The organism is Bacillus hominis, assembly GCF_018332515.1.
GTDB classification, from domain to species: domain Bacteria; phylum Bacillota; class Bacilli; order Bacillales; family Bacillaceae_G; genus Bacillus_A; species Bacillus_A hominis.
This window is the reverse complement of the sequence record NZ_BOQD01000192.1, coordinates 1-6,624: the sequence shown is the minus strand read 5'-3', so window position 1 is coordinate 6,624 and position 6,624 is coordinate 1. Positions and strand designations below refer to the sequence as shown.

Genomic DNA, 6,624 nt, shown 5'->3' with positions numbered 1-6,624 from the left:
CTAAAATACTCATTGAAATAACAGTAGTACTCATCCATTTTAATAACCAATTGAAAATTGTTTGTCCTAAAATTGTTGCAATGAATGCTAGACCTATAAAGGACCACCATGTTTGTACAGAGTAATTGAAGAAAGATGACTGCTGCGTGTAAGCAAATATACCGAGAAGGAGTGAACTGCTGCCATAACTAATTACCGAATACGGTATTAGGGATAGGTCTTTACGAACGTGTTGACTAATAAAAAAGTAAGCTGTTATGACGCCAGCAGCAATAAAAGCTAAAATATCACCGTATAAAGCCTCGCCACTAATTTGAAAATCTTGCCATCCAATCACGATACTTCCTGAAATTGCAATAAGGCAGCCTACAATCGCACCTTTCGTAAACCGTTCCTTAAATAAAAAATAACCACCGACCATTGAAAATAAAGGTTGCAACGTTACGATAACTGTAGAACTCGCTACAGAAGTATACTGTAATGATTCAAACCATAGGACATAATGAGCTGCTAGAAATAATCCAGATAAGAGTCCAAATCCCCATTGTTTTTTTGATAATGAGCGAAGTTCGCTTCGATTATTGTTATTAAGTATGAGAAATGGTAAAAGAATTACTGTAGCAAACAATAATCTGTAAAAAGCAGTGATTGCTGCAGGAGCATCTGCTGTTTTTACGAAGATTGCTGAAGTAGATAAGGCGAACACACCGAAAAATAAGGTGAAATATGAAAGAATAGGTGATTTCAAAGTTTGTCCCTCCGTTTGATTGTTTATTATAATAAACTGTATATAATATAATGTACAAAAGTTAGTATATAAGCCTAAGATGAAATAAGGAAGGATTAATTACCACTGTTTAGTATGTCAGCACAAAAGGAATGAAAGATGTATTATGATGGACGAAAGGAAGTTGTAACAATGATTCATTATCGACTAGGTCAAACTGTTTTAAGTTATCGTAAGAAAAATAATATGACAATTCGTGAATTTGCTGATTATGCAGGAATCAGTACTTCACTTATTAGTCAAATTGAAAGGGGACATGCCAACCCTTCTTTAAATGTATTGGAATTAATAGCGAAAGCATTAAATGTACCGCTATTTACTCTTTTTATTAATGATATTGATACAGACACGCTTATTTCGAAGAAGCAAGATCGAAAAAAAGTATATCGAGAAAATAATGATCATATTGTTTATGATGTGTTAACACCAGACTTTATGAAAGCTCGCATTGAAATGCTAATGATGGATTTAAATGAACACGCAAATACAACAGAAAGTCATTATTCTCACGAAGATAAAGAAGAAATTGCTGTTGTAATGAAGGGTGAAGTGTATGTGGAACTTGAAGGGAATGAATATTTTTTAGAAGAAGGAGATGTTGTGCGTATTCCGCCGAATGTGAAGCATAGATTTTTGAATAAGAGTGATGAGATGAATCATATCTTATTTGTGTTAACCCCTTCGTTAAGCTAAGGTAGAAATGTTTCAAGAGTTTTTACCAGGCTTTTTGGCGAATTTGTAGATGCTAAAAAGCCATTTTTATTAGGGTTTAGAGGGGATAATAGAGATGGAAAATACAAATGTATTAAAAGAGGGGCTTTCAATTATATCTCAATGTAAAAAAGAAACAAATGATATTTGGCATGCACATTTTGGAGCCGCTGCAATTGCTAGTTATTTTTTTACGAAAAACAATAACATTGATGAAAAAACTGCCTGTCACATTTATTCTCAAGCGAAAACGATGCTCCATAAGCAAAGGTTAGGCGAAACAATTGATAATAAACAAGGTGTCGATTATCAAAGTGCTGAAGAAAGGATAATCAAATCTTTGGAACAAACAATTGATGAACTTCATTGGGTTGGTCATAATGTAATTTACGCTTCTTTAAGTTTATTAGCTATTAAGGAGTTAAGTCATTGGGGGAGTGATCAAGATGTTAATAATATTGCAAACCTTATATTATCGTTTCAAAAAACAATTCCAGGTAGATCTTGGATTGGTTTTACAACTAAAGAAGTAAAGCAACTAATTATAAACAATGATGAGATTCAAAGTGAAATTAAAAATCCTAAACAATTATCTAAATTTATTTTAAATGAGTTATCTAAATTCAAAATTATTTATAGGGCAGAATCACATCACGATTTAATTGGTCATATGCTAACTTTTTCGCATGCTATTAATATATTATATGACTTAGGGCATATAGAATTATTTCAACGAGGAATAAAACCACTATTAAAGCTAGTTTATGTACTTAGAAAAAGTCGCGATTTCACATCGAATAATCATATAAATATAAACTCTCCAGTAGATCGTCTACCGCTCATACAAGCAAAACAAGTTGATATACTTCCGATTGAAAACGTATTTTGGCATAAAGACTATAGTGAATTGAATTGGGATTTTGGACATATATTTAAATTTTCATACAGTTATTTCGATCACTTGAAAAGAGCTCCAGAATATAAAAATAAAACGTTAGATAAATTTCGTTGTATTATTAGTGACTAACAGATGGTAGAGAATTAATACGATTTGTAAAAAGGGACTTAGTGTAAGTCTCTTTTTTGTTAGTAGTATATTATTTTTTCAAATATGTAAGATGTTACATTAGTATGAGACTTTTACTTATTATGTAAGTAGGCTTAAAATACATATATTTTAAAATTGGAGCGAATAAAGACGACATGGAATTAGTAAAGTTAGAAAAAGTAATTGAATTGAAAAAAGAAGAGTTATTGTATTTAGTCTCAAATTATGGATTTCAACATGAAAAAGTAATAGCGCTTAGCCAAGAAATAGACAAATTAATAAATTGGTTTATGTTTTTAGAATAGAGAGAACTATGACGTGATTTGAATTATGTTATAGTTCTTTTTTATTCATATATATTGTCTAATTTCTTACAGAATGCGCAAGCTGCTAGTCGAATATGAGGAGTTTTGGGTATAATAAAATAGGATTTATTAATTGTATCGGTTAGGAGCGCAGCAAATATGAAAACAGTCGTTGTCATCGGTGGAGGTATTACTGGACTTTCTACTATGTTTTATTTAGAATAATTAAAGAAGGATTATAATATAGATTTGAATTTAATCCTGATAGAGAAAGAAGAGTATTTAGGTGGGAAGATCCACAGTGTGGAAGAAAAGGATTTTATTATGGAATCAGGAGCAGATTCAATCGTAGCTCGTAATGAACATGTTTTGCCGCTTGTAAAAGATTTAAATTTAGAAAATGAAATGGTATATAACGAAACAGGTATTTCTTACATATACGCAGATAACATATTGCATCCAATTCCTTCTGACACTATATTTGGGATCCCTATGAGTGTTGAATCATTATTTAGCAGTACACTTGTCTCAACGAAAGGGAAAATTGTTGCTTTAAAAGATTTTATAACGAAAAATAAAGAGTTTACAAAGGATACATCACTTGCTATATTTTTGGAAAGCTTCTTAGGAAAAGAATTAGTTGAAAAACAAATCGCTCCTGTACTTTCAGGTGTATATTCTGGTAAATTAAATGAACTTACTATGGCATCTACACTGCCATATTTACTGGATTATAAAAATAAATATGGAAGTATTATTAAAGGTTTTGAAGAGAATAAAAAGCAATTTCATTCAGCAGGAAATAAAAAGTTTGTATCATTTAAAGGTGGACTATCTACGATTATTGATCGCCTAGAAGAAGTGCTGAATGAGACTGTCATTAAAAAAGGTGCTGTAACGACAGCTGTAAGTAAACAAGGTGATCGATATGAGGTTTCTTTTGCAAATCATGAGACAATACAAGCTGATTATGTTGTTTTAGCAGCTCCGCATGATATCGCACAAACTTTATTACAGTCTAATGAGTTAAACGAGCATTTTAATAAATTTAAAAATTCATCGCTTATTAGTATTTACTTAGGTTTTGAAATACCAGATGAACAACTACCGGCAGATGGTACAGGATTTATCGTTACGGAAAATAGTGATTTACATTGTGATGCTTGTACATGGACGAGCCGAAAGTGGAAACACACGTCTAGTAAACAAAAGCTGTTAGTAAGAATGTTTTATAAGAGCACAAATCCAGTATATGAAACGATTAAAAATTACAGTGAAGCAGAATTAGTCCGAGTTGCTTTATATGATATTGAAAAGAGTCTCGAAATTAAAGGTGAACCGGAAGTAATTGAAGTTACAAATTGGAAAGATTTAATGCCGAAATATCATTTAGAACATAATCAAGCGGTGCAATCATTAAATGAAAAATTGACGGCTCTTTATCCAAATGTATACTTAGCTGGAGCATCATATTACGGTGTCGGAATTGGTGCTTGTATTGGAAACGGAAAGAATACTGCCAATGAAATAATTGCGACATTGAATGAACAATCAAAATAATAATATTGAATACATATGTAAATAAAAATGTCCCTCCAACATAATGGAGGGACATTTTATTTGTAGTTACTTCACATTGATTGAAATTTTTTTATGATTGGCTTTATTATTTTTAATAGTTAATGTTATTTCTCCAGATTCTTTAAAGGAGTACGGTGAGAGTTGATAAAGTTCTTTAATATTATGTTCTTCTTGTAATTTATTTGTAGGTATTATTGTTATATTAGGTTTCCATGTTTCCTGTTTTCCTGAAGGGTAGGCTACTACTATTTCTGGATTACTTAATTGTATTGTTTCCCAAGAGGCAAAATACAGTTCAACTTCTGCATCTTTTTTTAGTAATTCTTCTGAGAAATAACCAAATTCACCAACATTACCGAAAACAGTAAAATTTTGATTTTGCAATTTAATATCTAAATATCTAGGTTGATATGTTGCTGCGTGATAAATTCCGTATGAAAGAGAGAGTGTGGCAGCCATTAATATACCAACTGAAAATGTCTTAAAGCTATTTCCTTTAAAATTAGTCATCATGAATGAGTTTGGTGTGAATTTTTTAGCGAATAAAAAAATGAGAAAAATGAGTAAGAGAGATAAGCCAAGAAAAATATACATAGAATTTATACACCCCCATGATAGAAATGCAAGTTTTTCTATATTTTAACACGAATGTATGAATTAGGGTGTTTATTTAGAAGGGGAAAATGGCGCCAAATTTATAAAATATAATATTACGAATGGAGTGATGGAAATGAGAAAAATACAATTTATGTTTAAAATGAAGGTGAGAAAAGGAGAACTGGAGACAAACAGCTCCTTGTCATTGAGCGTTAGTTGCATATAAATAGAGAATAAAGAGATGATCATCTCTTTATTCTTATTGTTTTTAATTTTCAAGAACAAAACATTAATAATTTTATCATTATAATAACCTATTTACAATTATTGATAATTTTAAGTTTAATCTATAGTCATAAAAGCATGATGCACTAGTAGTAATCAAAAGGTAAGAAGGTATACAATTAGCTAGTATAGAATAAAGAGATAAGTATCGCTAGAAATGTTTGATTTATGGAACATTGAGGACTTTCCTAATCATAAATATTTTTTCTGCTATAATGAATTAGTAGAGAGAAAGGAGTGACCCTATGGCATTTCCTATGTTAGAAACAGAGCGTTTGCGTTTAGTTGAAATAGAACAATCTTATTGTCAAAAAATATATGAAATATTTTCATTAGATGAGGTAACGTGTTATTACGGTATGAATTCTTTTACTGAGTTTGGACAAGCTTCACGTATGATTGAATCTTTTTCAAAAAATTACTTTGAGAAAAAGGCAATACGTTGGGGGATTGTATTAAAAGGTACAAATACTTTAGTAGGGACAATTGGATTAAATAATTTACAACTTTGGAGTAAACGCTCAGAGATTGGATATGATTTGCATCCTCGTTATTGGGGGAATGGCTATGCTTCTGAAGCTGCTCGAGAAATTATTACTTATGGATTTCGAGATTTAGGTTTATTTAGAATTGGAGCTATTACATATCCTGAAAATATAACTTCGTGTAATATGTTATCTAAATTAGGTTTTCAACAAGAAGGGCTGTTACGTGGATACATTCATCAAGGAAATAAGCAACACGATGCATTAATGTATTCTATTGTACGAACAGATGTAGAAGATATTCATTATTAATATTAATTAAAAAGCCCCTCTTATTTAAAATAAGAGGGGCTTGTAAAAATCAACCTATTTTAGGTAATAAACGTTCTCCGCTTTTCATACTGCTTTTACATAAAGGGCATTTAGGCTCTTCTTCAAATGAAAAGTTCTTTCTCATCCATCCTAAACAATCCTCTGATTCACATTCCCAAACAGGGGTTTGTTCTGGTGGTACTTCTGCTACATCGTTCTTTCGATTGCGATACATGTAACCACTCCTTTTATGTAAAAATTTTTAGTTATATATTAAAAAGGTTGTTAACCGAGCTGGTAACAACCTTTTTATTGTTTGAATTATAGCTTTACAACGTTTTTAGCTTGAGGTCCACGGTTACCGTCTTCAACTTCGAAGCTAACTTCTTGACCTTCGTCAAGAGATTTGAAGCCGTCGCCAGTGATAGCTGAGAAGTGAACGAATACGTCGTTACCGTCTGCAACTTCGATGAAACCGAAACCTTTTTCGCTGTTAAACCATTTTACTTTACC

At 31.4% G+C, this 6,624-nt stretch carries 8 protein-coding genes and 1 pseudogene; 5 read left to right on the top strand and 4 right to left on the bottom strand.

Translation table 11 applies throughout. The annotated features are described in order from the left end of the window. Positions 1–748 (bottom strand): DMT family transporter (locus tag KI356_RS18590; protein WP_212936107.1); only part of this gene is annotated, 748 nt, incomplete at its 3' end. A 138-nt stretch (positions 749–886) separates the two neighbouring features. Here KI356_RS18590 and KI356_RS18585 point away from each other — a divergent pair. The 4 genes and pseudogenes from KI356_RS18585 (at position 887) to KI356_RS18570 (ending at position 4,411) form a co-directional block, all read left to right on the top strand. Further along, positions 887–1,480, top strand: coding sequence for a helix-turn-helix domain-containing protein (locus KI356_RS18585; RefSeq protein WP_212936106.1), 594 nt, complete (start codon positions 887–889; stop codon positions 1,478–1,480). 94 nt (positions 1,481–1,574) lie between these two features. Next, a complete protein-coding gene (locus KI356_RS18580; RefSeq protein ID WP_212936105.1) occupies positions 1,575–2,525 on the top strand; it encodes a hypothetical protein in 951 nt (316 codons plus the stop codon). 176 nt (positions 2,526–2,701) lie between these two features. Next, entirely contained in the window at positions 2,702–2,851 is a 150-nt protein-coding gene (locus KI356_RS18575; RefSeq protein ID WP_212936104.1) for an aspartyl-phosphate phosphatase Spo0E family protein, read from the top strand. Between the two features lie 159 nt (positions 2,852–3,010). Continuing rightward, a pseudogene (locus KI356_RS18570) lies at positions 3,011–4,411 on the top strand (protoporphyrinogen oxidase). Positions 4,412–4,477: 66 nt separating this feature from the next. Here the strand turns inward: KI356_RS18570 and KI356_RS18565 are convergent. Continuing rightward, positions 4,478–5,026: a hypothetical protein gene (locus KI356_RS18565; protein ID WP_212936103.1), complete on the bottom strand. Its 549-nt coding sequence runs from the start codon at positions 5,024–5,026 to the stop codon at positions 4,478–4,480. Positions 5,027–5,559: 533 nt separating this feature from the next. Here KI356_RS18565 and KI356_RS18560 point away from each other — a divergent pair. Then, positions 5,560–6,111, top strand: a complete 552-nt coding sequence (locus KI356_RS18560; RefSeq protein WP_128280024.1) for a GNAT family N-acetyltransferase — start codon at positions 5,560–5,562, stop codon at positions 6,109–6,111. 49 nt (positions 6,112–6,160) lie between these two features. Here KI356_RS18560 and KI356_RS18555 read toward each other — a convergent pair whose 3' ends face one another. Continuing rightward, on the bottom strand, positions 6,161–6,346 hold the full coding sequence (locus KI356_RS18555; RefSeq protein WP_000286202.1) for a cold-shock protein: 186 nt from the start codon (positions 6,344–6,346) through the stop codon (positions 6,161–6,163). Positions 6,347–6,432: 86 nt separating this feature from the next. Further along, the coding region (locus KI356_RS18550) for a cold-shock protein (protein ID WP_212936102.1) at positions 6,433–6,624 on the bottom strand (192 nt) is incomplete at its 5' end.

What these genes read in the sequence shown, in the direction of transcription:
- KI356_RS18560 (WP_128280024.1), top strand. Translation starts at nt 5,560, where the DNA reads ATGGCATTTCCTATGTTAGAAACAGAGCGTTTGCGTTTAGTTGAAATA.
- KI356_RS18555 (WP_000286202.1), bottom strand. Translation starts at nt 6,346, where the DNA reads ATGTATCGCAATCGAAAGAACGATGTAGCAGAAGTACCACCAGAACAA.
- KI356_RS18580 (WP_212936105.1), top strand. Translation starts at nt 1,575, where the DNA reads ATGGAAAATACAAATGTATTAAAAGAGGGGCTTTCAATTATATCTCAA.
- KI356_RS18575 (WP_212936104.1), top strand. Translation starts at nt 2,702, where the DNA reads ATGGAATTAGTAAAGTTAGAAAAAGTAATTGAATTGAAAAAAGAAGAG.
- KI356_RS18585 (WP_212936106.1), top strand. Translation starts at nt 887, where the DNA reads ATGTATTATGATGGACGAAAGGAAGTTGTAACAATGATTCATTATCGA.
- KI356_RS18565 (WP_212936103.1), bottom strand. Translation starts at nt 5,026, where the DNA reads ATGTATATTTTTCTTGGCTTATCTCTCTTACTCATTTTTCTCATTTTT.